A 25,531-nucleotide genomic window follows, 5' to 3' on the forward strand; every position below is an offset into this window, starting at 1 on the left:
ATGCCCCTTTCGCCCACATATCACCACATGTCTTGCACTTTAATGCTGGAAATCGCTGGAATTCAAGGGAGGCGGATGGAACTCCTGTTACGATCCGGGCCGTGAGTGAATCACTGGACGCGCTGGAGCGGCGGATCGCCGAGCTCCGCGCCGAGGTGCGGCGCGCGGTCAAGGCCCGCGACACCGCGCTGGCCCGCCACCTGAGGGCGGATCTGCGCCGGGCCGAGCGGGCCTGGGACGAGGCCGTCGTCGCCGACGGGGCGGACGGGGACGGGCCCGCCGCCCGCGAGCCCGCCGCGACGCTGATGCCGGTCCGGGAGCAGGTGCACCAGGCGCTTCTCCTGCTGGGGGTGCCGGCCGCGGCCAGACTGATCGTGGCGGTGAACGGGGCGTTCTTCAGCGGGGCGCTGCGCGGCCCCCAGCTGTCCAGCCTCCGCCGGGACGAGGAGCGCTCCTTCCGCGGCGCCCCCTACACCCGGCCGTACTACCTGTGCGCGGCGCTGACCGACCGCCTCTCCCCCGCCCGCGGGCTGTTCGCCGACAGCACGTGGCCGCTGCGGGCCCGGGTGGTGGGGCCGCTGAGCCCGCGCGTCGACTTCCTCAGCGCGGCCGTGCGCATCGCCGAGCACCTGACGCGGCTGGCCGATCCGCCGCCGGGCGCGGTGCGGCTGCTGTCGCGGATGGCGCAGAACATCCCCGGCGCCGCCGAGACCGGGTTCGGCCCGGCCGATCCGGCGACCGTGATCGCCGCCGCCCGGGCGGAGCTCGAGGTGCACCTTCCCGCCGACACCGCCCAGCGGGCCGAGGTCGCGGCACGGGCGGGCGAGCAGTTGACCGACGCGGAGCGCCTGTTCGGCGCGGCCGCGCTGACCACGCTGAGGGGGGCCTGCTGATGGGCGGACGGCAGGAACGGCCGGACGGCGACTGGGCGCGGACCGCGAACCGGCTGGAGGAGCTGCGCGGGCCGGCGCCGGCGCGCCCGCACGACGCCCGGGCCATCGCTGCGCTGGCCGCCAACCCCGGGTGCGCCCGGCGGGCACTGCTGGACGCCGCCGGGGTGGACAAGGACACCGCGGCCCGGCACGTCGGCTTCCCGGCGCCCTTCGGCCAGTCGCAGTTCGCGATCACCCGCGGGAACGCGTTCGAGACGCTGGTGAAGGAGAACGGCTGCGCCGAGCTGCTGCGGCTCCTGCGCGGGCTGCTGGGCCTGCCGATCGAGCAGGTCGGCTACCAGGACGTGGAGAACGTCGGAGCCCACCTGCGGGCCTCCCACACCCGGGCGCTGATCGACCGGGCGGCCCGGGAGACGGAGACGGCGGTCTTCTACGACCACCCGCTGCTGAGCCTGCGCATCGCCGGGCACACCTCCTACCTGGAGCCGGACGTGGTGGCCTTCCAGCTCGGCGGGCGCTTCCACGTCGTGGAGATCAAGTCGTTCGCCGTGATCGACGGCCAGGCCGAGCCGGACAAGGTGGCGGCGGCCGCCCGCCAGGCGGCGGTCTACGTGCTGGCGCTGCGCACGCTCATGGAGGAGCTGGGGCACGACCCGGAGCGGGTCTCCCACGACGTGGTGCTGGTCTGCCCGGAGAACTTCGCCAACCGGCCGGTGGCCACGCTGGTGGACGTGCGCAGGCAGCTGGCGGTGCTGCGGCGGCAGCTGGCCCGGATGACCCGGGTGGACCGGCTGCTGGAGGGCCTGCCGCCGGGGCTGACCTTCTCCCTCGACCCGGACCCGGACGGCGTCCCCACCCGTTCGGCGGAGGAGGTGGCCCAGGCGCTGCGCCAGGTGCCCGCCCGGTACGCGCCGGACTGCCTGTCGACGTGCGACCTGTGCATGTTCTGCCGGGACGAGGCGCGCGCCTGCGGCTCCACGGACCTGCTCGGCCGCCAGGTGCGCGACCAGCTCGGCGGCGTGTCCGGGATGGAGGAGGCGCTGGGCCTGGCCGAGGGCGTGCGGGAGCCGGGCGAGGGCCAGGAGGAGATCGCCCACCTGCTCCGCCAGGCGGAGCGGCTGCGCCGGGAGTGCGTCGCGTGAGCACTCTCACCGCGCTGGCGCGGTTGCGGGCGATGCGGGAGGGCGTGGCGCAGCCGATCGCCACGGTGCGGCACTGCCACCTGTCGGAGCGCCCCATGGTGTTCGTCCCGCTGAAGCTGGCCGGGGAGGCGGCGGCCCCGCTCGGCGCGATGATCGGCACCGATCCGGAGCACCCCCGGCTGCTGGTGGTGCCGCAGCCGCGCAACCGGGACCTGCGCTTCGCCTTCGCAGCCGAGCTGGCCGAGGTGCTGCTGCCGTACGTGGAGGGCTTCCAGAAGGAGACGGAGACGGTCGAGCGCAGGGGCGCCGAGCCGTACGAGCGGTGCCTGGAGGCGCCGCAGCTGCTGGTGCCGAACCGGCCGGCGGCGGAGTTCACCGCGCTGCTGGGCCGATCCACCCGCTTCCGGCGGGCCGACGGCCCGTACCCGGTGCACCCGTCGGTGCCGCTGCTGGGCCGGTGGCTGACCTACTTCGCCGACCGGTCGCGGCAGCCGGGCTCGTCGCTGATGCTGGCGGCCACCGAGGCGCTCGGCGCGCACTGGGCCACCGGGCAGAGCTCGCTGGAGGACGCCAACCTCGCCTCGCTGGTCGGCTGGATCGACCCGCCCGCCGGGACGAGCGGGCGGCAGGCCGCCGAGGAGGCGGAGGACCCGCTGCTCTGGCCGCCCGCGGGGCCGGCCACCGACCCGGGGTTCGACAACGAGGTGCTGGCCCCCGCCGTGCAGGCGTACGAGGAGGCGCCGACCGAGCGGGCGGTGGAGCGCGTCGCCGAGGCGCTGCGCACGCAGCTGGAGCCGACCTGGCGGCTGATGTGGCGGGCGGTGGAGCTGCTGCGCGCGCTGCCGGAGGGCTCGCGGGTGGCCGGCCGCTGGGAGGCCGACCGCGGCTCGTTCACCCGCTTCGTCGAGCGCCTCGCCGAGGGCGCGCCGCCGCAGGCGCGCCGGGACGGGGCGGTGGGCGCGGCGGCGCGGCTGGCCGGGCTGGAGCGGGCGCGCGCCTCCTACGACGTGCAGCGCGCCTACGACGACCCGCTGGTCATGGCGGAGTACCGGCTGACCGGCGAGGCGTTCGCCGGGGTGGTGACGGCCGCGGACCCGGAGCACTCCGAGGGCGAGGGCCGCTCGCGCAAGCTCCGGCCGCTCGTCACGGTCCGCACCGACGACCCGGTACGGCTGGCGCCGGGCACCGCGGTGGGCAGCCCGGACCGGCGCGGCCACGGCGCCGAGGTGGTCGAGGTGGCCGGCGGCGAGGTCGTCCTCAAGATCACGAAGGGGATGGGGCGGGGGCGGACGCCCGCTCCGGGCGCGGTTCCCGAGCCCGGCGAACGGGTCTGCTACACCGCGCTGACCGACGACTTCCAGACCTCGGCGGCGCTGCCCGACCCGGAGGAGACCCCGTGGACCCACGGCGGCCCGCCCGAGGAGTACGTGCCCGGTGACGACGACGCGCAGGAGGAGTGGGAGTGACGCTCAAGGTCGTGAGGGACGCCGTCCCGTCCGCCGCCGCCCCGCGCCCGACGCCGCAGCAGGAGGCGGCGGAGGTGGTCGCGGGCGTGCTGGCGGACCTGCCGCGCCACCGCGGCGTCGTGGTGGACTCCCCTCCGGGGGCGGGCAAGTCGACGCTGGTGGTGCGGGCGGCCGGGCACATCGCGGAGACCGGCGAGCCGCTGATGATCGTGGCGCAGACCAACGAGCAGGTCGACGACCTGGTGGACCGGCTGGCGGCCGAGCACCCCGACCTGCGGATCGGCCGCCTGTCGGCGAGCGGGTACGTCACGCCGCAGCGGATCCTGGCGCGCGGCAACGTCGCGGTGGCGGGCAAGCTGCCGGACCTGGGCGACCCGGCGGTGGTGGTCGCCACCGCCGACAAGTGGGCCTGGGTCGGCGACCGGACCTGGCCGTGGGCGATCGTCGACGAGGCCTACCAGATGCGCTCGGACAAGCTGCTGCGCATCGCCTCGCTGTTCGACCGGGCGCTGTTCGTGGGCGACCCGGGGCAGCTGGACCCGTTCTCGATCGTGGACGGCGACCGGTGGGCGGGCCTGTCGTGGGACCCGGTGCAGAGCGCGGTCTCGGTGCTGCTGCGGCACAACCCGGACCTGCCGGTGCACCGGCTGCCGGTCTCCTGGCGGCTGCCGGCCTCGGCGGCGCCGGTGGTGTCGGAGGCGTTCTACCCGTTCACCGGGTTCCGGGCCGGCACCGAGCACTCCGACCGGGCGCTGGAGCTGACGGTGGACGGCATGCGGACGGTCTACGACCGGGCGCTGGAGGAGGCGGCCGCCTCGGGCTGGGCGCTGTTCGAGCTGCCGAGCCGGCACACGGTCCGCACCGACGCCGAGGCGGTGCAGGCCGTGGCGGTGCTGGCGCTGCGGCTGCTGCAGCGGGCGCCGGTGGCGCACTCCGAGCGCGGCTCCCACCCGGTGACGGCCGGCCGCATCGCCGTCGGCGCGGCCCACCGCGACCAGGTGGCGGCGATCCGCGCGGCGGGGGTGCCGGAGGAGATCACGGTGGACACCGCCAACCGGCTGCAGGGCCGGGAGTACGACGTGACGATCGTGCTGCACCCGCTCTCCGGGCGGCGGGACGCCACGGCGTTCCACCTGGAGTCGGGGCGGCTGTGCGTGCTCGCCTCCCGGCACCGGCACGCGTGCATCGTGGTGGCCCGGGCGGGCATCCCCGAGCTGCTGGACGCCCATCCGTCGGCGGAGCCGGTGCAGCTGGGCGTGCCGGTGAAGTTCCCCGACGGCTGGGAGGCCAACCAGGCGGTCCTGGCCCACCTGGAGAAGCACCGGGTGCGCGCCCACTGACCCGGCGGCCCCCGTCCTGTCCGGGCAGGGACCGGACGGCGGGACGCAGGCAGGTGGTGGGCCGACGGTGCCAGGCCGGGGCCGGACGGCGGGGCGCCGCCCGGGGATACCGGGAGGCGGTGGGCCGGACCGGGCCGGTCAGTGGACGTGATCGGCCGCCGGGACCTCCGGGTGCGCGAGGAGCCAGGCGACGCGTTCACGGCTGTCGTCGCCGACGGGCGTGTAGACCACCATCCGCGCCTCGGGCGGCGACGGCAGGGCCATGCTGGTCGAGACGGTGCGGATCAGCCCGACGGCGCAGTGCTGGAACAGCTTCATCCGGCTGCCCGGCCGGGCCACGTCGTGGGTGGCCCACATGCGGGCGAACTCCGGGCTGACGGCCGACAGGCGCCGGACGAATCCGGTCCAGGCGGGTTCGCCGAGGTGGCGGCCGAACCCGGCCCGCAGGGTGGCCACCATCTGCGGGAGCTCTTCGTCCCTGTTGACCACGGGGTTGCAGCAGTCGCGCGCGGTGAACAGCTGCCAGAGCGCGTTTCGGGTGGCGGGCGGCTGCGTCGTCATGACCGGGAAGAGCCGCTCGTAGGCGGCGTTCCAGGCCATCAGGTCGTAGCGGCCGTTGTAGACGGCGGCGGGCAGCGGGGTGAGGTGGTCGAGGATGAGCTGCGTCTCGGGCTCCAGCCCCCGGCCGCCGCCGGTGTCGGTCACCGCGGGCACGCCGGCGAGCCGGTAGAGGTGCTCGTGCTCGGCCTGGTCCAGGCGGAGGGTGCGGGAGATCGCGTCGAGCACCTGCACGCTGACGTTGATCGGCCTGCCCTGCTCCAGCCACGTGTACCAGGTCACGCCGACCCCGGCGAGCTGGGCGACCTCCTCCCGGCGCAGTCCGGGGGTGCGCCGGCGCAGGCCGGGCGGCAGGCCGACGTCCGCCGGGGTGATGCGCTCCCGGCGGCTACGCAGGAAGGCGGCCAGCTCGCCGCGGCGGGCACGCGGCCCCGCCCCGGAGCGGAGGCCGGGCCCGTCCGCGGGATCGCCGGACCGGGCTTCGGACCGGGTGCCCGGCCGGTCACCGGGGCGGGCGTCGGGGACGGGACGGGCGTCGGGCTGGGTCACGGTCACCCCTCCATGCTGGCCGAGGGCGGGGCCGCCTGCCAGGTGCTGCCGGTACCAGGATCGGCGGGCTCTCACTCCCCTGACCGGCCCGGCGCCAGGCTCGTGCCATGACCACGATCTCCACCTCCGCCACTCCCCCGCGGACTCCGGCCGCGCGGGCGCCCTGGCTGCTGGCCGTCCTGCTGGCCGGGCAGTTCATGGCCATCCTCGACGTCTCCATCGTCAACGTCGCCGCCCCGGTGATCCGCTCGGATCTCGGCGCGTCCGGCTCGGTGCTGCAGATGGTCGTCTCGGGTTACACGGTCGCCTACGCCATGCTGCTGATCAGCGGCGCTCGCCTCGGCGGCCGGTACGGCGGGCGGCGGCTGTTCCTGGCGGGTCTGCTGCTGTTCACCGCCGCCTCGCTGGCCTGCGGGCTGGCGCCCTCCGCCGGGTGGCTGGTCGCCTTCCGGCTGCTGCAGGGGGCGGGGGCCGCCCTGATGGTGCCCCAGGTGCTGAGCATGATCCAGACGAGCTTCACGGGGGCCGCCCGGGCCCGCGCGCTGAGCCTCTACGCCGCGGTGATCTCGGGGGCCGCGATCGCCGGTCAGGTGCTGGGCGGTGTGCTCGTCTCGGCCGATCTGCTGGGCGGCGGCTGGCGTCCGGTCTTCCTGGTGAACGTGCCGCTCGGGCTCGTCCTGCTCGCCGTCGGTGCGCGGCTGCTGCCCTCCGGCCACCCGGGCTCCCGGGCCGGGCTGCGTTTCCTGGACCTTCCCGGCCTGGTGACGCTCTCGGCCGCGGTCGGCCTGCTGGTGGTCCCGCTGGTGCTGGGCCCCGAGCAGGGCTGGCCGCGGTGGGGCTGGGCGGCGATGGCCGGCGGTGCGCTCCTGCTGGTGGCCTTCGCGCTGGTGGAGCGGCGGGCCGCCGCCCCGCTGGTGCCGGCACGGGTGCTGGGCGCGCCGGGTGTGCTCCCGTCCGCGCTGGCGGTGTTCGGGGTGATGGCGACCTACGGCGGTTTCCTGTTCTCCCTCGCCCTGCACCTGCAGGGCCCCCTCGGTGACGGCCCGCTGGAGGCGGGCCTGACGTTCCTGCCCGCCGCGGGTGCGTTCGCCGCGGCCAGTCTCACCTGGCGGCGGGTGCCGGAGCGCCTGCACCGGCGGATGATCGTCGTGTCGTTCGCCGTGGCGGCGCTCGGCTATCTCGGTCTGGCGGGAGCGCTGGGCGGTGGCGGGCACGGGCAGCCGCTGCTGGCGGTGGCGCTGGCGGTGACCGGACTGGGCCTGGCGGGGGCGTTCAGCCCGGTGCTCTCGCTGGTCCTCACCCATGTCGCGCCCGCCGACGCCGCCGAGGCCAGCGGGCTGTTCGTGATGGTGACCCAGCTCGGCCAGGTCGTGGGGGTGGCGACGTTCGGCACCTTCTATCTGGCGCAGGGGTCGGCCGCGGGGACCGGGGCGGCCCTGGCCGCCGCCGCTCTGGCGACCGGGGCGTGCGCGCTGCCCCTGCTCCGGGTACGGCGGGCGCGCTGAGGCCGTATCCGGGCGCCGGGTTCCGGGTGCGCCCGGCGGCCCGTCCGGTGCCGGCGGGGTCCGGATGTGCCCGGTGCCTCGCCCGGCACCGGCGAGGGCCAGGCGTGCCCGGCGGCCCGTCCGGTGCCGGCTGGCACGGTCCCGCCGCCCGGGCTCCGGACGGCCTCAGACGGTGCGGCGCCAGACGTCGATGGCCAGGACCTGGCGCATGCCGACCGACAGGTAGAGGTCCAGCGCGGGGGTGCTGTTGTTCGCGTCCACGTGCAGGTAGGTCCCGGCCCGGCCGCGCCGCACGTCGGCGGCGAACGCCGTGCGGAGCAGGAACCGGCCCAGGCCCCGGCCCCGGTAGGCGGGCAGGACGGCGAGCTGGCGGACGTAGCCGCAGTTCTCGTCACCGGCGAACATGTCGCTGCCCAGCAGCATCGCGACCGGTTCGCCGCCGAGGCGGGCCACCAGCAGCTGCGACCAGTCGGTGCTCGCCGAGGCGTCGAGGTCGGCGAACCACTCGTCGAAGCCCTTCGGGGTGAACCCGAAGTGCTCGGTGAAGCCCGCCTGCTGGACGGCGTGGCCCTGGCGGCGGACCTCCTGCGCGGTGCCGTCGTGCAGGGTCAGGCCGGGCGGCGGCTCGGGTGCGGCGACCGGTCCGGAGTGGTCGGCGAGCATGCGGATGAAGCTGGTGGCGGGGGCGAATCCGCGCGCGGCCGCGACGGCGCGCTTGCCGCTGTCCTCCCGGTAGAGGCCGATGTCCAGCACGGCGTGGTCGTGGCCGAGAGTCGCGGTGATCTGCCGGGCCCGCCCGGTCACGGTGTCCCAGAGTCCTCCGGTGAGGGACTGGGCGTCGGGGTGGACCACGACGTCGATCTCGACGCCCGCGCCGGCGCCCTTCCGGCAGGCCCAGGCCCAGGCGACGAGGCGGCCGCCGGGCTCGTGGACGAGCCAGCCGTCCCGCTCCCGGTCGAAGGCGGGCTCGTTGAGCTGGTCGGCGACGTCGTCCAGGGTCATGTCCGCCTTGCCGATCACCCGGGTGTCGCACAGGGAGATCAGCTCATGGATGGCGGGGGCGTCTTCTACGGTGGGCCGCCGGGTGCGGTACCCGGTGGGGAGCGTGGCGGTGTCCGTGGCGGTGTCCATAGCGGTGTCCATGGCGGTGAGCGTGCCGGAGGCGGCTTGGGATCGGCTGGGGCGCCGCTGGGCCGCCGCTTGCTCCCGCGCACCGCGGCGCGCGCACGGTCCGGCCTCCCACCGCGGCGCCCCGGCGCCGGCGGGGCGCACCCTGGCGCACCCCGGCGCACCCCGGCGCACCCCGGTGTGCTCCGGCCGGTGGTCCGACCCCGGGCGCAGGCGCATGTCCTACCGTGGGCAGATGCCGGATGATCCCGCGGGGCGGTAGCTTCCCGTCATGGAGTGGGCTCGACGGCTCGGCGGAGGACTCGGTGGAAGAGTCGGTGGAAGGCTCGGTGTGAAGGACCTCACCGACGCGGTGGCGGCGGTCGCCGTGGCGCTGCTCGTCAGATACGCCATCGTCGACCCGCCGGGGCCGTCGTCGCCCTGGCCCGCCTGGGCGGCCTGGCCGGTGGCGGCGGTCGTGAGCGCTCCGATCGCCTTCCGGCGGCGCCGGCCGCGCGCCGCGCTGGTCCTCGCGTGCGCCACGGCCACGGTGACGACCATGGCCGGTGCCGTCGCGGCGGGCGCGATCTGGCTGTCGTTCGCACCGACCGTGCTCGTGCTGTACCTGGTGGCCGCCACCGCCTCGATCGCATGGTCGGCCACGGGCCTGGCGGTCTGCCTGCTCGCCATGGTGACCGCGGTCCTGACCTTCTACGCGCAGGTGTTCCCCGGTCTCGCGCCCCCGGCCACGCCCAGCGAGATACCGCCGGCCTGGCCGATCGAGATCGGCACGATCACCGTCCTGCTGACGGTCTCGTGGACCGCCGGGGCGGTCGTGCGCTGGAAACGGGAGACCACCGCCCGCCTCGTCCGCCACCTCGCCGACGCCGCGGTGACCGACGAACGCCGGCGCATCGCCCGGGAGCTGCACGACGTCATCGGCCACAGCATGAGTCTGATCGCCGTCAAGGCCACCGTCGCCAACCACGTCGCCGAGGCCCGCCCGCAGGAGGCCCGCGCCGCGCTGGCCGTCATCGAGCAGACCAGCCGGAGCACGCTCGTCGAGATCCACCGGGTGCTCGACCTGCTGCGCGCCGACGGCGAGCCCCAGCAGGCCGAGCTGCCCGCGCCGGGCATGGCGGACCTGCCCGAGCTGGCCGCCCACGCCCGCTCGGCCGGGGTCGAGGTGGACCTGACCGTCCGCGAAGGGGCCGCGCTGCCCGCCGCGGTCGCGGTGTCGGTGTACCGGATCGTGCAGCAGGCCCTGACCAACGTCGTCACCCACGTGGGGCCCACCCGCTGCTCGGTCACCGTGGACGTCGACGGGCGGGAGGCGGTGATCGAGGTCGTCGACGACGGGCCCCGCCACGGCCGGCCGCCCCGGGCGGACCGTGCCGTCCGGGGCGGCCACGGCCTGATCGGCATGCGGGAACGGGTCAGGATGTACAGAGGAACGTTCAGTGCGGGGCCCCGGCCCGAAGGAGGATTCCAGGTGTCGGCTCGACTGCCCTACGCCCCGGACAGGATCACGGCATGACCGCCGGCACCGATCCGCACCAGCCGTCCCAGCCCGTGCGCGTCCTGCTCGCCGAGGACCAGGTGCTGATCCGCGACAGCTTCAAGCTCCTCATCGACGCCACGCCGGGGATGGCCGTCGTGGGCGAGGCGGGCACCGGCACCGAAGCCGTGCTCCTGGCCCGCCGGCACCGGCCCGACGTCGTCCTCATGGACGTGCGCATGCCGGACATGGACGGCATCGAGGCGACCCGGCGCATCTGCGCCGCCCCGGACGGCGCCGACGTCCGCGTGCTGATCCTCACCACGTTCGATCTGGACGAGTACGTCTACGCGTCGCTGCGGGCGGGCGCGAGCGGCTTCCTCCTCAAGAGCGCCACCGCGACCGAACTCCTGACCGCCATCCAGGTCGTCGCCGCCGGCGAGGCGCTGCTCGCACCCAGCGTGACCCGCCGGCTCATCACCGAGTTCCTGCAGGGCCCCCGCCCCGTCCCGGTGGTGCGCGACCTCGACGGCATCACTCCGCGCGAACGCGAGGTGCTCGCCCTCATCGGCAAGGGGATGTCCAACTCCGAGATCGCCGGACACCTCCACCTCACCGTCGGCACGGTCAAGACCCACATCGGCCGTCTCCTGGCCAAACTGCACGCCCGGGACCGGGCCCAGCTCGTCATCGCCGCCTACGAGGGCGGGCTCGTCACCGAGCCGTCCTCACGGTAGCCCTGCGCGTCCGGCCGGAGCGGCGCGACCACCGGAGGCGGCCGGAACCCGCCGGGCCCGCGTGGAGCCACCACCCCGCAGTGTGTCCGAAATGTTACGCAAAGCTAATTAGTCATACTCAGTATCGTTCAGGTAACAGAAGGATCTTTTGCCCTATCCGGTTCGCGCGTGTTTTGCCAGCCTTGCCCGCGTACAACCCGTACGCCCTTTCCCGTACACAAGAGGAGACCAAGGGTGGCTGGCAACCTTGCGCTGCTCGAACCGGTCCATAAGGCCTTCGAGGAGCAGGTGCGACGGACCCCTCACCACACGGCGGTCATCGCTGGAACGCTCCGCACCGCCTACACCGACCTCAACGCCCGGGCCAACCGGATCGCCCATGAGCTCCTCTCCCTGGGGGTGGGGCGGGGCTCGACCGTCGGCGTGTGCCTGAACCGCGACGAGAGCCTGATCGCGGCGCTCCTGGGCGTCTGGAAGACCGGTGCCGCCTACGTGCCGCTGGACCCCGCCTTCCCCGCCGACCGCCTGGAGTTCATCACCGGGGACGCCGGGGTCTCGCACACGGTGACCTCCGCGGCGCTGGCCGGGCGGCTGCCGCAGCGCGGCCTCGTCCTGGTGGACGGGCTCGACGAGCGCCCGTGCGACGACCCCGGCGTGCCGGTCGACCCGTCCGACCTGGCCTACGTCATGTACACCTCCGGCTCGACCGGCCGCCCCAAGGGCGTCGTGATCGAGCACCGCAACGTGATGACGCTGCTGCGCTGGGACTCCGGCCATTTCACCGCCGAGGAGCTGTCCGGCTTCCTCGCCTCGACCTCGGTCTGCTTCGACCCCTCCGTGCCCCAGCTCTACCTGCCCCTGCTGGTGGGCGGCACGGTGATCATGGCCGAGAACCCCCTCGCGCTGCACACCCTGCCCGCCCGGGACGAGGTCACGATGATCAGCGCGGCGGCCTCGGCGCTGACCGCGCTGCTGCGGGAGCCGCTGCCGGAGGGTGTGCGCACGGTGCTGTCCAGCGGCGAGCCGGTGAGCCGGGCGCTGGCCGACCGGGTCTTCGCCAACCCCGGCGTGCGGCGCATGGTGAACCTGTACGGGCCGACCGAGTGCACCGTGCACTGCTGCGCCCACGAGATCTCCCGGGACGAGGCGGGCGAGCCGCCGATCGGCACGCCGTACGCCTGGTCGGAGCTGTCGGTGCGCGACGCCGAGGGCCGCGAGCTCGGCGACGGCGAGCTCGGCGAGCTGTGGGTGGCCGGCCCGCTGGTCGGCCGGGGCTACCTGAACCGGCCCGAGCTGACCGACGAGCGGTTCGTGACCGACGCCGCCGGCGTCCGCCACTACCGCACCGGCGACCTGGTCCGCCGCCAGGACGGCGTCCACTTCTACGAGGGGCGGATCGACGACCAGGTCAAGGTCGCGGGCTTCCGCGTCGAGCTGGGCGAGGTCCAGGGCAGGCTGGCCCGCCACCCGCTGGTGAACCACGCGGTCGTGCTCGCCCCGGCCGACGAGGAGGGCACCCGGCGGCTGGTCGCCTACGTCGAACCGGCCGGTCCGGGCCTCGACGACGAGCGGCTGCGGTCCTGGCTGCGCGAGTGGCTGCCCGACTACATGATCCCGGCCAGGATCGTGTTCCTCGACGCCATCCCCGTGGGCCCCACGGGGAAGGCGGACCGCTCCCGGCTGCCCGCGGTGGCGTTCTCCCAGGACGCCACCGGGGACACCGCAGGGGACACCTCCGGCGGCACCGGCGGGGACACGGCGGGGAAGACCGCCGGGCACACCGCCCCCCGCGACGAGACCGAGCGGCGCCTGGCCGCCGTCACCGCCGAGGTGCTCGGCGCCGCACGGGTCGGCGTCCACGACCACTTCCTCGACCTGGGCGGGCACTCCCTGGCCGCCGCCAGGATCTGCGCCAGGATCGAGCGGGAGTTCGGGGTCCACGTCCCCCTGACGGCCTTCCTGTCCCGGCCCACGGTCGCCGAGCTGGCGGCGTACGTCGCCCAGGCCGCCCCGGCCGCCGCCGCACCGCTGGTCCGCCACGCCGGGCGGACCTCCTACCCGCTGACGGAGACCCAGCGCGGCATGCGCCTGCTGCGCGAGGTCAGCCAGAACCCCGGCGCCACCGCCATCGCCTTCCGGCTCGGGCTGCGCGGCCCGACCTCCGCGGAGCCGGTGCGGGCCGCGCTGGACGCGCTGGTCCGCCGCCACGAGGCGCTGCGCACCGTCGTCGTGGACGGCGCGACCGCCGAGGTCCGGCCGCCGGCGCCGGTGCCGCTGGCCGAGCACCGCCCGGCCTCGGAGCGGGAGGCCGACGAGCTGCGCCGGGCCGCGGTCGCCCACGACTTCGACATCTCCCGGGAGACGCCGCTGCTGCGGGCCACCCTGCTGTGGTCGGGGCCGGACAGCGCCGAACTGGTGCTCCTGACCGACCACACCGCCTTCGACGGCTGGTCGCTGGGGATCGTCATGCGGGAGCTCCTCGACGGGCTCGCCCGCTCCGGCGACGCCTCCCCGCCGGAGCCGCTCCAGATCGGCGACGTCGCGCTGCGCGAGCAGGCGGCCGCGCCGGACACCGAGGCGCTGCGGGCCTTCTGGGCCGGGGAGCTCGCCGGAGCGGTCCCGCCGTACGAGCTGCTGCCCCACCCCGAGGGGCGGCCCAGCCGGCTGCGCGGCGAGCGCCTGGTGCGCCCCCTCGACCCGGCGACGGCCGCGCGGGTCGGCGAGCTCGCCGCCGAGTGCGGGGCCACCCCCTTCGCGGTCCACCTGACCGTGCTCGGCATGCTGGTCGCCGGGCTGACCGACCGGCGCGACGTCGTCGTCGGCGCCGCCGTGGCCGACCGCGCCGCCCCCGGCCTGGAGGACGTGGTCGGCCTGCTGGTCGACGTGCTGCCGGTACGGCTCCGCCTGGACGACGAGCTGTCGCTGCGCGCGGCCGTACGGCACGCGGGCGCCGTGACCGCCCGCGCGATGGACCACCGCGCGCTCCCGCCGCGGGAGCGGGCCGAGGCCGCGGGTGTGGAGCGCCCGCCCGGCGCGGTGCTGACGCCCGTCACGCTCTCCCTCCAGCCCGCGGAGGTGCCCGTCTCGCTGGAGCGCGGCGGCGTGGGCGTGGACCTGATCGGCGAGCTGGACGCGGGCAGCGCCCAGGCCCCGCTGATCGTCTACGTCAACGACACCGCGGCCGGGCCCGAGCTCCAGGTCGAGTACGACCTGGAGCACCTGGACCGGGCGGGGGCCGAGGCCCTCACCGACCGCCTGGTCCGGCTGCTGTCCGACGCGCTGGCCCACCCCGACCGGCCGCTGTCCGCCTTCGAGGTGGTCGGTCCCGAGGAGCGGGCCGCGCTGCTGGCCGCGGGGACCGGCGCGCCGCTGCCCGCCGACAGGCCGCGGACCGTGGTGGAGGCGGTGCTGGAGCAGGCCGCCCGGCGCCCGCACGAGGTCGCGGTGGCCGACGGCGGCGGCGTCCTCACCTACGGCGAGCTGGCCGACCGGGCGCGGCGGGTCGCCGCGGCGCTCGGCCCGGCCGCCGCGGGCGCCTGCGTGGGCGTGTGCCTGCCCCGCGACCGGTACCTGCCCGCGGCGCTGCTGGGCGTGCTGCTCGCCGGCGCCGCCTACGTCCCGCTCGACCCCGGGCACCCGGTCCAGCGGCTCCGCCACTACGTCGACGACTCCGGCGCCAAGCTGGTCGTCGCGGCGGGCGAGGGGCTGGCGGTGGCCGGGCAGCTGGGCTGCGCCGTCGTCGGCCTGCCCGGGCCGGACGGGGCGGACCCCGGCGACCCGCCGCGCGTGGACCCCGGCGACCTCGCCTACGTGCTCTACACCTCCGGCTCCACCGGCGCGCCCAAGGGCGTGGAGGTCACCCACGCCAACCTCGCGGCGTTCACCGCCTCGATGCGGATCGCCCCGGGCCTGCGGCCCGGCGACGTGATGCTCGGGCTGACGCCGTTCTCGTTCGACGTGTTCGGCTTCGACCTGTGGGTGAGCCTCTGCCACGGCATGCGGCTGGAGCTGCTGGGCCGCGACGACGCGCTCGACGGGCGGGCCGTCGCCCGGCGGATCGAGGAGGCGGGCGTCACGCTGATGACCGCGACCCCGACGACGCTGCGCATGCTGGTCGCCTCCGGCTGGCGCGGCGGGGACGTGCGCGTGGTCAGCATCGGCGAGGTGCTCGACGCCGCCCTCGCCGCCGACCTGCTGGAGCGGGTCGGCGAACTGTGGAACGCCTACGGCCCCACCGAGACCACGATCTACTCCACCATGGCCCGCGTCACCGCGCCGGTCGGCGACCCGGTGCCGATCGGCACGCCGCTGGCCGGGGAGCGGGCCTACGTGCTCGACCGGGCGGGCCGCCTGCTGCCCGCCGGGACGCCCGGCGAGCTGTGGATCGGCGGCGCCGGCGTGGCCCGGGGCTACCGGGGCCGGCCGGAGCAGACCGCCGCGGCCTTCGCCGACGACCCGCTGGGCGGGCGCCGCTACCGCACCGGCGACCTGGCGCGCTGGCGGCCCGACGGCACGCTCGACTTCCTGGGCCGCCGGGACCGGCAGGTGAAGGTCCGCGGCCACCGGATCGAGCCGGGCGAGATCGAGGCCGCGCTGCGCGAGCACGTCCCCGACGCGGTCGTGACCGTGCACGGCGGCGACCACCTGATCGGCTATCTCGCCGCGCCGCGGGGGACCGACACCCGCGAGCTGGAGCGCGCCCTGGGCTCCCGGCTGCCCGACTTCATGGTGCCGCGCCGCTGGGTGGTCATGGACGCCCTGCCCGTCACGGCCTCCGGCAAGGTGGACCGCACCGCCCTGCCCGAACCGGCCGGCGAGGCCGCGCCGGTGCCGCCGGGCACCGAGGCCGAGCTGCTGGTCGCCGAGGTCTGGGCCGCGGTGCTGGGCCGCTCCGGCCTCGGCGCGCACGACGACTTCTTCGCCCTCGGCGGCCACTCCGCGACCGCCGCCCTGGTGACGGCCCGGCTGAGCGACGCCGTGGGCCTCACCGTCCCCGTCCGCCTGCTGTTCGAGGCGCGGACGCTGTCCGACTACGCCGCCCGGCTGGAGACCCTGCTCCTGGCCGAGCTGGAGGAGGAGACCCCGTGACCGTCAGCGACGAGCGCCGCGGCGCCCTGGCGGCCCGGCTGTCGGCCGCGCGGCGGGCCGCCGCCCAGGCCGCCCCGGGCATCCCCGCCCGGCCGGCGACCGGCGGCCCCGCCCCCCTGTCCCCCGCCCAGGCCCGGCTCTGGTTCCTCGCCCAGCTCGACGAGCTGGCCGCCTACAACGTGCCCGCCGCGCTGCGGCTGCGCGGCCCGCTGGACACCGGCGCGCTGCTGGGCGCCGTACGGGACCTCGCCGACCGGCACGAGGTGCTGCGCAGCCTGGTCACCGACGCGGGCGCCGTCCCGGTGGCGGCCGACCGGGTCCCGATCGCGGTCGAGGACCTCGCCGACCCCGGCCTGCTGGAGGAGCGGCTCCAGCGGGAGCTGGCCCGGCCGTTCGCGCTGGACGCCGAGCCGCCCACCCGCGCCCTGCTGCTGCGCCTGCCCGGCGGCGACGAGCACGTCCTGGCGCTGACCGTGCACCACATCGCCTTCGACGCCTGGTCGCGGAACCTGGCCCTGGCCGAGCTGGCCGCCCTGTACGCGGCCCGGCTCGGCCTGGCCGAGCCGCCCGCGCCGCCGCGGGTGCAGTACGCCGACTACGCGGCCTGGCTGGCCGGGCGGCCGGAGGGCGACCTGGCCTGGTGGACCGAGCGGCTGGCCGGGCTGGAGCCGGTCCTGGACCTGCCCGTGGACCGGGCCAGGCCGTCGGTCGCCGACTGGACGGGCGCGAGCGTCCCGGTGCGGCTGGCGCCCGCGCTGACCGCCCGGGTCCGCGAGGCCGCGGCCCTGACCGGCTGCACGCCGTTCATGGTGCTGCTGGCCGCCTGGCAGGAGCTGCTGGGCCGGATCTCCGGCACCGACGACGTGCCGGTCGGCGTGCCGGAGGCGGGCCGGCTCCACCCGGACACCGCGCGCATGCTCGGCTGCTTCGTCAACACGCTGGTGCTGCGCGGCGACCGCTCCGGCGAGCCGACCGGCCGCGAGCTGCTGGCCCGCACCAGGGACGCCGTGCTGGACGCGCTCACCCACCGGGACGTGCCCTTCGAGCGGATCGTCGAGCACCTGCACCCCGAGCGCAACCTCGCCACCACGCCGATCTTCCAGGCGCTGCTCAACGTCCTGGACGACCCCCCGCAGGCGCTGGACTTCCCCGGCCTGGCCGCCCAGGTCGTGCAGGCCGCGCCGCGCACCGCCAAGTACGACCTGAACCTGGCCTTCGTCAACGACGGCGAGACCTACGACGGCGAACTCACCTACCGCACCGACCTGTTCGACGAGGCGACCGTGCGGCGCATGACCGGCTGGTACCTGAACCTGCTGGAGGGCATGCTCGCTGACCTGGACGCGCCGGCGGCGGCCGTGCCGCTGGAGCCGGTGACCGGTCCCGCGGTCGCGGGCCCGGCGCTGCGGATGGACCTGTCCCGGCCGCTGCACGCGGTGATCGGCGACCGGATCCGCCAGGCGCCGGAGGCGGTGGCCGCGGTGGACGCCTCCGGATCGCTCACCTACGGCGAGGCGGACCGGCTGGCGGACCGGCTGGCCCGCCACCTGGCCGCGGCCGGGGTGCGGCCGGACGAGCCGGTCGGCGTGCTGGCCGGCCGGCACACCGGGCTGGTCCCCGCGCTCCTGGGCGTGCTGCGGGCCGGCGGCGCCTACATGCCGATGGAGCCCGCCTACCCCGACGACCGGCTCGCCTACATGATGGAGACGGCCGGCGCGCGGATCGTGCTGGCCGACCGCGAGCACGCCGGCCGGGTCCCCGGCACGCTGGTCCTGCCCGACCTGCTGGCCGCCGAGCCGGACGGGCCGGCCGGGCCGGTGGAGGCCGGCGTCACCCCCGGCCACCTCGTGCACGTGATCTTCACCTCGGGCTCCACCGGACGCCCCAAGGGCGTCGGGATCGAGCACCGCTCGGCCCTGCACTACCTGCACGGCGTGGCCGAGCTGGTGCCCGACGCCTACGCCTCCTACGGCGTGGTCTCCACGATCGCCTCCGACCTGGTGATGACCTGCCTGTACGGCGCGCTCACCCGGGGCGCCGCGGTGCACTTCGTGGACCAGGAGGCCGCCACCGACCCCGAGGAGTACGCCGCCTACCTCGAGGCCCACCCCGTCGACGTGGTCAAGATGGTGCCCAGCCACCTGGAGCTGCTGGCCGCCCACGGCGACCTGGCCCGGATGCTGCCGCGCCGGCTGCTGATCCTCGCCGGGGAGGCGACCTCGTGGGAGCTGGCCGAGCGCGTCCGCGCGGCCCGCCCCGACCTGGAGGTGCAGATCCACTGCGGGCCGACGGAGACGACGGTCTCGGTGCTCGGCGGCCGGGTGCCGGACACGCCGCCGGGGCCCGGGTCGGTCCCGCTGGGCCGCCCGCTGCCCGGCGTCGAGTGCCACATCGTCGACGCCGCGGGCCGCCCGCTGCCCGCCGGGGTCCCGGGCGACCTGTGGGTGTCGAGTCCCAGCCTGGCCCGCGGCTACCTGAACCGCCCCGACCTGACCGCCGAGCGGTTCGTGCCCGACCCGGTGACCGGGACGGGCCGCTGCTACCGCACCGGCGACCGGGTCCGGCTCAACTCCGCCGGGCTCGTGGAGTTCCTCGGCCGGGTCGACGACCAGGTCAAGATCCGGGGCTTCCGGGTGGAGCTGGGCGAGGTGAAGGCCGCGCTGCAGGAGCAGCCCGGGGTCCGGGAGGCCGCGGTGCTGCCGGTCGGCGAGGGCCGCTCCCGGCGGCTGGCCGCCTGGGTGGCGCCCGCCTCCGTGGACCTGGCCGCGGTCCGCGCGGGGCTGCGCGAGCGGTTGCCCGACTACATGGTCCCGCCCGCGATCGTCGTCCTCGACGAGCTGCCGCTCACCCCTCTGGGCAAGGTCGACCGGGCCCGCCTGCCGGTCCCCGAGGCGGCGCCCGCCGCGGAGCGGACCGCGCCGGGCACCCCGACCGAGCGGCGGATCGCCGAGGTCTGGGCGCGGGTGCTGGAGGTGGAGGAGGTCGGCGCCGACGACGACTTCTTCGCCCTCGGCGGCGACTCCTTCCGCGCGGTGCGGGCGGTGCGGGAGATCGACCCGGCGCTGCGGGTGATCGACCTGTTCACCCGGCCCACGGTCCGCGAGCTCGCCGCCCACCTCGACGCCGGTGCCGGGGCCGGATCCGAGGCGGGGCTGCTGCACCGGCTGGCCGGGCCGCGCACGGCCAGCCGCACCGTCGTGTGCCTGCCGTACGGCGGAGGCTCGGCCGCCGCCTACCAGCCGCTCGCCGCCGAGCTGGCCCGCACCTGTCCCGGTACGGCGGTGCTGGCCGTGGAGCTGCCCGGGCACGACCCGGCCCGGCCGGAGGAGGCGATGCTGCCGCTGCCGGAGCTGGCCGAGCGGATCGCGGCCGAGCTGGACGGCGTGTCCGGTCCCGTCGCGCTGTACGGCCACTGCGTCGGCTCGGCCGCCGCGACCGAGGTGGCGCTCCGGCTGGAGGCGGCCGGCAAGCGGGTCGCCGGCGTCTTCGTCGGCGGCAGCTTCCCCGACGCGCGGCTGCCCGGCCGGCTGTCGGCCTGGTGGAACCGGCGCTTCCCCGCCCACCGGTGGGCCTCCGACCGCACCCAGCGCGACTTCCTGCGCATGCTGGGCGCCCTGGACGAGGACTTCGGCGACACCGAGGTCATGCTGCGCGCGCTCCGGCACGACGTCGAGCAGGCGCAGGCGTGGTTCAGCGGCCACCTGGAGGCGGCCGACGGGCGCAGGCTCGCCGCGCCGCTGCTGTGCGTGATCGGCGAGCGGGACCGGGCGACCGAGCTGTACCAGGAGCGCTACCGGGAGTGGGGGGCGTTCGCCGAGCGGGTGGAGCTGGCCACGATCCCCCGGGCGGGCCACTACTTCCTCAAGCACCAGGCCGCGGCCCTGGCCCGGCTGATCGACGGGCACCTGGACCGCTGGTCCGGCGGCGACCTGCCCGAGCCGGTCGGGGAGGTCGGGGTCGCCGGGAGCGGCGCCCGCCGGGACCTGCGCCGCTTCTACACCGTCGCGGCCGGGCAGACCCTGTCGCTGCTCGGCGCCGCGCTGACCTCCTTCGCGCTGGGCGTGTGGGCCTACCAGGAGAGCGGCCGGGTGCTGGACTACTCCCTGGTCACCATGCTCGCCCTGCTGCCGTCGCTGCTGGCGGCGCCGCTGGGCGGCGCGCTCGCCGACCGGATGGACCGGCGGACGATCATGCTGGTCTGCGACGGGGTCTCCGCCGCGGCCACCGCCGTCCTGGTGCTGCTGCTGTGGCTGGGGCGGCTGGAGGTGTGGCAGGTCGGGATCATCGCCGGGCTGCTGTCGCTCGTGACGGCTTTCCACCGGCCCGCCTACCTGGCGGCGGTCGCGCAGCTGGTGCCCAAGCCGTACCTCATGCAGGCCAACGCGCTGGCGAACCTCGGCACCGGCCTGGGCATGCTCATCGGCCCGCTGGGGGGCGCCGCGCTCATCACCGCGGTCGGGGTGCACGGCGTGGTGGCCGTGAACGTCGTGACGTTCCTCGCCGGGCTGGGCACGCTGCTGCTGGTCCGCTTCCCCGACCGGCTCTTCCACCGCCTGGAGGAGTCCTTCGGCCAGGCCATCGTCGGCGGCTGGCGCTTCCTCGTCCGGCGCCGCCCGCTGATGCTCATGATCGGGTTCTTCGTCGTGGAGAACTACCTGGGCATGCTCGCCGTCGCCGTCACGGTGCCCGCGGTGCTGTCCTTCAGCGACGCCGCGGGCGTGGGCACGGTGGCCGCGATGGAGGGCGTGGGCGCGGTGCTCGGCTCCCTGGTCATGGTGTTCTGGGGCGGCACCGAGCGGCGCGCGATCGGCATGGTCGGCTTCGTGATCGGCTTCGGGGCGGGGATCCTGCTGGTCGGGCTCCGGCCCTCGCTGCTGCTGGCCGCCGCCGGCTCGCTGGTGGCGTGGGCGTTCCTCACGGTGCTGAACGCGCACTGGCTCGCGCTCATCCAGCTCAAGGTCGGCCTGGACCTGCAGGGCCGGGTGCTGGCCACCAACCAGATGATGGCGGTGTCGATGACGCCGCTGGCGTTCCTCACCGCGCCGGTCCTGGCCGACGACGTCTTCGGCCCGCTGCTGGCGCCGGGCGGCGCCCTGGCGGACACGGTCGTCGGCGACGTCGTCGGGGTGGGGCCGGGGCGCGGCATCGGGCTGCTGCTGGCCGTCTGCGGCGCGCTGCTGATGTTCTGGGGCGCCCTGGGGCTGTGGTACCGGCCGCTGCGGCGGATGGAGGACGCGCTGCCCGACGCGGTCGCGGGCGCCGAGATCGCCGACGACCTGGACGCGGTCCAGGCGGAGGCCGACGCGGCCCTCGCCGGGGGGCGCCGCCCGTGAGCACGCCCGGCCGGTCCGCCGGACCGGCCGGGCGCCGGGCCCCCGCCGGGTCCTCCCCCGTTCCACCGCATAGATCCCGGCGGGTGGGGCATGACGTGCCGCTGACACGCACAGCTCTGAATCCCACCAGGGGGAGGACCATGCTCACCGGCAAGACGATCGCGTTCCTCGTCGCTCCCGAAGGCACCGAGCAGGTGGAGCTCACCGAGCCGTGGCAGGCCGTCCGGCAGGCGGGCGGCACCCCCCGGCTGGTCTCCACGCAGGGCGGGGAGGTCCAGGCGTTCAACCATCTGGACCGGGCCGACACCTTCCCGGTGGACGCCACGGTCGACGAGGTGTCGGCGGACGGCTTCGACGGGCTGGTCCTGCCCGGCGGCGTCGCCAACCCCGACTTCCTGCGGACCGTGCCCGGCGCCGTGCGGTTCGTCAAGGCGTTCTTCGACGCGGGCAAGCCCGTCGCGGCGATCTGCCACGCGCCCTGGACGCTCATCGAGGCCGACGTGGTGGGCGGCCGGGCGGTCACCTCGTGGCCGAGCCTCCAGACCGACCTGCGCAACGCCGGGGCGATGTGGACGGACCGCGAGGTCGTGGTCTGCGACGGCGGCCCCAACGTCCTGGTCACCAGCCGCAAGCCCGACGACCTCAAGGCGTTCTGCGAGGCCGCCGTGGACGCCTTCTCGGCCTGAGGCGGCCGGCCCGCCGGCTCCGGGTACGGCGGGGCCGCCCCGCCCCGCCGTACCCGATTAGGCGGCGTCCCCCGGGGCAGGGGGTCGGCAGGGCCGCCGGGGGAAGGGGAAGGGGAGAACCGTGGAAGCCACCATCGCGCTGCGCCTGCCGCGTGACGCCGCGAGCGTCCCGGTCATCAGGCAGATGCTGGACTCGTCGCTCACCGCGCTGGGCGTCAAGGCGCAGATCCGCGACGACATCCAGCTCATGCTCTCCGAGGCGTGCTCCAACGTGATCCGGCACGCCGTCGAGAGCGACGACTACGTGGTACGCACCGAGCTCTCCCGCGGCCGCTGCGTGATCAAGGTGGTGGACGCCGGCGGCGGCTTCGAGTTCCCCCAGGCGCGCCACGCCTCCCCCACCGCCGAGTCCGGCCGCGGCCTGCAGATCATGCGGGCGCTGGCGGACGACATCCACTTCGTCCGGCGGCAGGAGAAGGGCACGATCGTCTGCCTGGAGAAGGCGCTGCACTTCGACGACGACGCCCCCGGCGCGTCACTGGTGCTCGACGATGAGCACCAGCTCCGATAGGGCGGCGCGGAGATACTCGGTGATCGTCCACACGTCGGGCACCATCTCCCGGCAGGCGATCACGCCGACGTCCAGGGAGCCGTCGTAGGAGAAGACCGTGATGTTCAGGCCGCCGCTCATGTCGGTGATCACCGAGACGGGGTGGTAGGCCAGCAGCCGGGCGCCGCAGACGTACAGGGGGATCTGCGGGCCCGGGACGTTGGAGACCAGCAGGTTGATCGGCCCTGCGGCCCCGGCGAACAGCTCGAAGGCCGCCCGGGCGGCCAGCCCGGTCAGGGCCGAGGGCATCATGTCGCTGATCTGCTGGAGCCAGGGGGCGGGGGCGAGCGCGGAGCGGCTCTTGATCCGCCGCATGGCGTCCCGCACGGCCTCCAGGCGCTCCACCGGATCGGCGATCTGCGTGGCCAGCTGCGTGATCATGAGGGTGACCTGGTTGCCGGCGCTCTGGTTGCCCGCCGCGCGCAGGGAGAACGGGACCCCGGCGACGAGCGGCCGGTCGGGCAGCGCGTCGTGCTTGAGCAGCCACTGCCGCAGCGCCCCGGCGCACAGGGTCATCACCACGTCGTTGACCGTGACGCCGAAGGCGTTCTTGACCCGCTTGACCTCCTCCAGCGGCAGCTCGGTGAACGCGAACCTGCGGTGGGCGCTGATCCGGCCGCTGAAGGGGGTGCGGGGAGGCACCATCCGGGGCAGCTCGGGCCCGGGGTCGTTCCTGGTCAGCCGGCTCTCCAGGTCGCGGGTGACCCGCGAGACGAGGCCGGCGCCGGGCAGCTGGGAGACGACCGGGATCTCGTCCAGGTGCGGGACGGCGTCCACCAGGAACCGGACGGCGTTCGCCGGGTTGGCGACGGTCTTGGCCACCCCCTTGGCGAGCATCTCCGCCGTGCTGATCCGCTCCGGCAGCCGGTCCGGGACGGGCGGCGGGGGCGAGGCGGGCTCGGGTGAGATGTCGAGCAGCGCGGCCAGCACGTCGGCACCGGTGACGCCGTCGACCGCGGCGTGGTGGACCTTGGTGTACAGGGCCATCCGGTCACCGGCCAGGCCGTGGATCAGGTACATCTCCCACAGCGGGCGGCGCCGGTCCAGGCGGCGGGCGTGCAGCCGGGCCACCTGCTCGCCGAGCTGCTCGTCGCTGCCGGGCGGGGCCAGGGCGAGCTCGCGCACGTGGTAGTCCAGGTCCACCCGGGGCTCCTCCACCCAGTACGGGTGGTCCAGCCCGAACGGGACGAAGGCCAGCCGTTCGCGCAGCGGCGCGGCCAGGTGGAGCCGGCTCGCCAGCAGGGAGAGCAGGTCTCCCCGGGTCAGCACGCCGTCCAGGATCGCCAGACCGGCGATGTTCGCGACGGTCGTGTCGGACTCGAAGTTCAGAAACTGCGTGTCGACCGCGCTGAGCTGCCGCATCGCCTACCTCCCGAAAGTCTGGGTCCCATCCTGCTCCCTGCCGGTGACCAGGGCCAGCACCCCGAGCACGGCGAGGGTGACGACGGAGACGACGAGCACCGCCAGCCCGGCGAGGCCGAGCACGATCGTGATCGTCACGATCTCACCGATCAGCTGCCGCACGGCGGGAACTGTGCCCGGATGATCCATTGATATACCGCTTTCCACTGGACGAGAGAGGGTTCTCACCTCCGGGTGCCATCAGGCGCTAACGTCACGCTCATCCGCCGGCGGCCGGCCGCCCCGACCGGCCGCCCGCCTGTGAAGGGAGACGTCCGTGAAGGAAGACGGCGTGGACGAGCGCGAGCGCGGCCGGATCGCCCCCTGGGCCCCGCCCCGCGCGCGGCGGCGCCTGGCCGAGCTGGAGGCGGCGCTGGCCGGGCTGGACGCCGACGGGGTCGTCGAGACCGTCGGCGAGGCGCTGTCCGGGCACCTGCGCCGCCTCGACGAGGAGGGCGTCGTCCTGTACGCGGGCACGAACACGATGAGCGCGCGGGCCCGGGCGGCCCACGAGGTGGCCCTGGCGAGCCGGCCGTCGATGGGCTGGCCCGGCGAGAAGTTCCAGACCGGCCTGGAGGAGCTGGACGTGCTGGAGGTGCTCGCGCCGCTCCAGGTCGCGGCGCTGATGGGCGGCGGTTTCGCCGAGGTCAGGCTGCAGAGCGCGACCCTGGCCAACCTCGCCTGCTACGCCGCCTTCACCCGGCCGGGCGACACGATCGCGGTGCTGCCGGAGGCCGCGGGCGGCCACGCCAGCCACCACGCGCAGGGCGCGGCCGGGATCCGGGGCCTGAACGTGGTGGACCTGCCCTACGACGCGGTCCGCCTCGACGTGGACCACGGCGCGCTCCCGGCGTTCCTGCGCGGTCACCGGCCCGTGCTGGTGGTGGTCGGGGCGAGCCTGATGCTGTTCCCGCACGACGTCGCCCGGATCCGCGCGGCCTGCGACGAGGTCGGCGCCCTGCTGGTCTACGACGCCTCCCACGTGGCCGGGCTGATCGCGGGCGGCCGGTTCCAGCGGCCGCTGGACGAGGGCGCGCACGTGCTGACGATGTCCACCTACAAGTCCTTCGGCGGCCCGCCCGGCGCGGCCGTGGTCACCCGGGACGAGGAGCGGGCCCGCCGGATCTCGGAGGCCGCCTACCCCGGCCTGACCGCCAACTACGACGCCTCCCGGCTCGCGCCGCTGGCCGTCACCGCCGCCGAGCTGGCCGCCGGCGGCCCCGCCTACGCCGACCGCTGCATCGCGGCCGCCGCCGCGCTGGCCGAGGCGCTGGCGGGCGAGGGCCTGCCCGTCGTCGCGGCCGACCGGGGCTGGACCGCCTCCCACCACGTCGCGGTGGACGCCGCCGCGTTCGGCGGCCCGGCCGAGGCGGCCCGGCGGCTGGCCGCCGGAGGCGTCTTCCTCAGCGGCATCGGCCTGCCCGGCCAGGCGCCGGGCGAGCCCATGCGGGCGCTGCGCATCGGCACCCAGGAGGTGGTCCGCCGCAGTCTCGGCCCGCAGGACATGGGCGAGATCGCCGTCCTGGTGCGCCGCCTGCTGGTCGACGGCGAGGACCCGGAGCGGGTCCTGCCCGCCGCGCGGGCCCTGCGCCGCCGCGCCTGACCCTCCCCTCGGGAG

General features: G+C 75.8%; 16 protein-coding genes. 12 read left to right on the forward strand and 4 right to left on the reverse strand.

Going from position 1 to position 25,531, the window contains the following annotated elements; genetic code table 11:
* Positions 1 to 101 precede the first annotated feature (101 nt).
* Genes ABD823_RS13475 through ABD823_RS13490 form a run of 4 tightly spaced genes read left to right on the forward strand, consistent with a single transcriptional unit; the run spans position 102 to position 4,841 of the window.
* A complete protein-coding gene (locus ABD823_RS13475) occupies positions 102 to 893 on the forward strand; it encodes a hypothetical protein (RefSeq protein ID WP_344859344.1) in 792 nt (263 codons plus the stop codon).
* Positions 893 to 2,035 (forward strand): hypothetical protein, encoded by a 1,143-nt coding sequence (locus ABD823_RS13480; protein ID WP_344859346.1) that lies wholly within the window; start codon positions 893 to 895, stop codon positions 2,033 to 2,035. Before ABD823_RS13475 ends, ABD823_RS13480 begins: the two co-directional genes overlap by 1 nt.
* Entirely contained in the window at positions 2,032 to 3,501 is a 1,470-nt protein-coding gene (locus tag ABD823_RS13485; RefSeq protein ID WP_344859348.1) for a hypothetical protein, read from the forward strand. Before ABD823_RS13480 ends, ABD823_RS13485 begins: the two co-directional genes overlap by 4 nt.
* Positions 3,498 to 4,841, forward strand: coding sequence for an AAA family ATPase (locus tag ABD823_RS13490; RefSeq protein WP_344859350.1), 1,344 nt, complete (start codon positions 3,498 to 3,500; stop codon positions 4,839 to 4,841). Before ABD823_RS13485 ends, ABD823_RS13490 begins: the two co-directional genes overlap by 4 nt.
* A gap of 138 nt (positions 4,842 to 4,979) precedes the next feature.
* Here ABD823_RS13490 and ABD823_RS13495 read toward each other — a convergent pair whose 3' ends face one another.
* Positions 4,980 to 5,954: a helix-turn-helix transcriptional regulator gene (locus tag ABD823_RS13495; protein ID WP_344859351.1), complete on the reverse strand. Its 975-nt coding sequence runs from the start codon at positions 5,952 to 5,954 to the stop codon at positions 4,980 to 4,982.
* Positions 5,955 to 6,055: 101 nt separating this feature from the next.
* Here ABD823_RS13495 and ABD823_RS13500 point away from each other — a divergent pair, with 101 nt between their 5' ends.
* The gene (locus tag ABD823_RS13500; protein ID WP_344859353.1) at positions 6,056 to 7,453 is read left to right on the forward strand and encodes an MFS transporter; all 1,398 of its coding nucleotides are present in this window, start codon (positions 6,056 to 6,058) and stop codon (positions 7,451 to 7,453) included.
* 165 nt (positions 7,454 to 7,618) lie between these two features.
* Here ABD823_RS13500 and ABD823_RS13505 read toward each other — a convergent pair whose 3' ends face one another.
* The gene (locus ABD823_RS13505; RefSeq protein WP_344859355.1) at positions 7,619 to 8,596 is read right to left on the reverse strand and encodes a GNAT family N-acetyltransferase; all 978 of its coding nucleotides are present in this window, start codon (positions 8,594 to 8,596) and stop codon (positions 7,619 to 7,621) included.
* 316 nt (positions 8,597 to 8,912) lie between these two features.
* Here ABD823_RS13505 and ABD823_RS13510 point away from each other — a divergent pair, with 316 nt between their 5' ends.
* The 6 genes from ABD823_RS13510 to ABD823_RS13535 all read left to right on the forward strand — a co-directional run bounded on the left by ABD823_RS13510 (position 8,913) and on the right by ABD823_RS13535 (position 22,473).
* Complete coding sequence (locus ABD823_RS13510; RefSeq protein ID WP_344859358.1) at positions 8,913 to 10,097, forward strand: sensor histidine kinase; 1,185 nt, start codon at positions 8,913 to 8,915, stop codon at positions 10,095 to 10,097.
* Positions 10,094 to 10,795 carry a response regulator gene (locus ABD823_RS13515; protein WP_344859359.1) on the forward strand — a complete coding sequence of 234 codons (702 nt, stop codon included), beginning with the start codon at positions 10,094 to 10,096 and terminating at the stop codon, positions 10,793 to 10,795. The genes ABD823_RS13510 and ABD823_RS13515 overlap by 4 nt, the downstream gene beginning before the upstream one ends.
* Positions 10,796 to 11,029: 234 nt before the next feature.
* Positions 11,030 to 15,883 (forward strand): amino acid adenylation domain-containing protein, encoded by a 4,854-nt coding sequence (locus ABD823_RS13520; RefSeq protein ID WP_344859361.1) that lies wholly within the window; start codon positions 11,030 to 11,032, stop codon positions 15,881 to 15,883.
* Positions 15,880 to 21,216 (forward strand): non-ribosomal peptide synthetase/MFS transporter, encoded by a 5,337-nt coding sequence (locus ABD823_RS13525; protein ID WP_344859363.1) that lies wholly within the window; start codon positions 15,880 to 15,882, stop codon positions 21,214 to 21,216. Before ABD823_RS13520 ends, ABD823_RS13525 begins: the two co-directional genes overlap by 4 nt.
* Positions 21,217 to 21,356: 140 nt before the next feature.
* Positions 21,357 to 21,902, forward strand: coding sequence for a type 1 glutamine amidotransferase domain-containing protein (locus ABD823_RS13530; RefSeq protein ID WP_344859365.1), 546 nt, complete (start codon positions 21,357 to 21,359; stop codon positions 21,900 to 21,902).
* 121 nt (positions 21,903 to 22,023) lie between these two features.
* Positions 22,024 to 22,473 carry an ATP-binding protein gene (locus tag ABD823_RS13535; RefSeq protein WP_344859366.1) on the forward strand — a complete coding sequence of 150 codons (450 nt, stop codon included), beginning with the start codon at positions 22,024 to 22,026 and terminating at the stop codon, positions 22,471 to 22,473.
* Here the strand turns inward: ABD823_RS13535 and ABD823_RS13540 are convergent.
* Both ABD823_RS13540 and ABD823_RS13545 read right to left on the reverse strand, forming a co-directional pair.
* Entirely contained in the window at positions 22,438 to 23,874 is a 1,437-nt protein-coding gene (locus tag ABD823_RS13540) for a WS/DGAT/MGAT family O-acyltransferase (RefSeq protein WP_344859368.1), read from the reverse strand. The genes ABD823_RS13535 and ABD823_RS13540 overlap by 36 nt on opposite strands.
* Before the next feature lie 3 nt (positions 23,875 to 23,877).
* Complete coding sequence (locus tag ABD823_RS13545) at positions 23,878 to 24,036, reverse strand: hypothetical protein (protein WP_344859369.1); 159 nt, start codon at positions 24,034 to 24,036, stop codon at positions 23,878 to 23,880.
* A 154-nt stretch (positions 24,037 to 24,190) separates the two neighbouring features.
* On the opposite strand from ABD823_RS13545, the gene ABD823_RS13550 reads away from it, so the two are divergent.
* Positions 24,191 to 25,516 carry a serine hydroxymethyltransferase gene (locus tag ABD823_RS13550; protein WP_344859371.1) on the forward strand — a complete coding sequence of 442 codons (1,326 nt, stop codon included), beginning with the start codon at positions 24,191 to 24,193 and terminating at the stop codon, positions 25,514 to 25,516.
* Positions 25,517 to 25,531 lie beyond the last annotated feature (15 nt).

Origin of the sequence: Planomonospora alba (assembly GCF_039534085.1) — a bacterium.
GTDB classification, from domain to species: domain Bacteria; phylum Actinomycetota; class Actinomycetes; order Streptosporangiales; family Streptosporangiaceae; genus Planomonospora_B; species Planomonospora_B alba.

Coding starts and splice junctions, on each gene's coding strand:
- ABD823_RS13480 (WP_344859346.1), top strand. CDS start 893: ATGGGCGGACGGCAGGAACGGCCGGACGGCGACTGGGCGCGGACCGCG.
- ABD823_RS13515 (WP_344859359.1), top strand. CDS start 10,094: ATGACCGCCGGCACCGATCCGCACCAGCCGTCCCAGCCCGTGCGCGTC.
- ABD823_RS13530 (WP_344859365.1), top strand. CDS start 21,357: ATGCTCACCGGCAAGACGATCGCGTTCCTCGTCGCTCCCGAAGGCACC.
- ABD823_RS13500 (WP_344859353.1), top strand. CDS start 6,056: ATGACCACGATCTCCACCTCCGCCACTCCCCCGCGGACTCCGGCCGCG.
- ABD823_RS13540 (WP_344859368.1), bottom strand. CDS start 23,874: ATGCGGCAGCTCAGCGCGGTCGACACGCAGTTTCTGAACTTCGAGTCC.
- ABD823_RS13505 (WP_344859355.1), bottom strand. CDS start 8,596: ATGGACACCGCTATGGACACCGCCACGGACACCGCCACGCTCCCCACC.